Annotated in this window: 1 protein-coding gene and 1 rRNA gene; both read right to left on the bottom strand. The window is 35.5% G+C overall.

Features of this window, described 5'->3' with window-relative positions; genetic code table 11:
• Positions 1–295: 295 nt before the first annotated feature.
• Complete coding sequence (gene pgsA / locus HNR50_RS22105) at positions 296–892, bottom strand: CDP-diacylglycerol--glycerol-3-phosphate 3-phosphatidyltransferase (protein ID WP_184748986.1); 597 nt, start codon at positions 890–892, stop codon at positions 296–298.
• 356 nt (positions 893–1,248) lie between these two features.
• Positions 1,249–1,337 (bottom strand): 5S ribosomal RNA (gene rrf / locus HNR50_RS22100); the annotation flags it as partial.

Below are 1,337 nucleotides of genomic sequence, written 5' to 3'. Positions count from 1 at the left end.
TTAATCACACCGAAGTGCGATTATTTCATCATAAAAAATCTGAAACTCAAAAGTTCATTTTCGTATTCTCTTCCCTTCCCTAATTAACAATAACTTGTTAAAGAACAGTGCTTACATCGGCGTCTCCGCCTAGCGTGCTCTGGCAGATTAGTACTTTTTTTTAAAAAGTGTCAACATTGACTGTTGTTAATTCCTTAGAACATTTCAGGGTAACTCCTGAAGCACGAAAAGTAAATTAACAAATCAGCCTACTAATGTCAACGAGATATGAAAAAATATTTTAAATATTTTTTCTTTACTCATTCATAAATTTTTTATGAGTTTCCGTTTTCATATAATTCTTTAAATAAGAAAGAAATGAAAACAATGCGGATAGAGCAGAAAGCACAAACAAAACATATAAAGCTAAATCGACAAAGATTTTAAATTTATAATCTACATAAATGACATTCAAAGTAATTGCAATATGAGCAAGAATGCCGGAAACAAAATAAGTAACAGCTTTAGATTTACCCCAGATACTGGCAGCTAAGGCTGTTCCCTCTTTCGCTATCAACATTCTGATAAACATAATAAAATACTCTCTCCAAACTATTATGATTAGGGCCCAGAGAGGCATAATACCAAAACTAAAAAAACATATAAAATATGTGACACGAGCAATAACATCAGCAAAAGGATCCATTAGTTTTCCGACATCACTCACAAGATTATATTTTCTTGCAATATGTCCATCCAACACATCCGTTACTTCCATGACAATAAACATTATCCACAAAATGGATATACCTATAACAGGCTGTATATTTTTTAGTAAAAAAAAATAAAATATAAAAAAATAAACAGGAGTTAAAACGAGACGACCTAAAGTCAATTTATTTGGTAAAGTCATATCTGGACTATAGGATCTGTTTTCAGATGTGTCAACAAGGCAATTAATACCTTATGAAGAAAAATAAAGACACGAACAGATACTCTTCAGATTTCTTTTTAAAGTTATTCTTTGAATGCTTTATAAATAAAAAAGCCTGACGACATCAGGATCGTACCGCAAGCTTGCCGAGGAACGAGTCCGCCAGTTCCGTTCGTCAAGCTCACTACCTATGCGCATTCCTCGTTTTAGCGCTGCAAAGCAGCTTGTTCGACGCTGCAAGTTTCGCGTCTCATGGTACGCGCTGTGCCCAAGGGTCGTCGCAACTCACTAAATGACAATCAGTGAATTCGCTAAAATGATTTGGACAAAAAAAAGCCTGGCGACGACCTACTCTCCCACATAATTGCAGTACCATCGGCGCAATTGAGCTTAACTTCCGTGTTCGGGATGGGAACGGGTGTGA

It is taken from the genome of Spirochaeta isovalerica (genome assembly GCF_014207565.1).
GTDB classification, from domain to species: Bacteria; Spirochaetota; Spirochaetia; order DSM-2461; family DSM-2461; genus Spirochaeta_F; species Spirochaeta_F isovalerica.
This window is presented reverse-complemented; position numbering and strand designations above follow the sequence as displayed.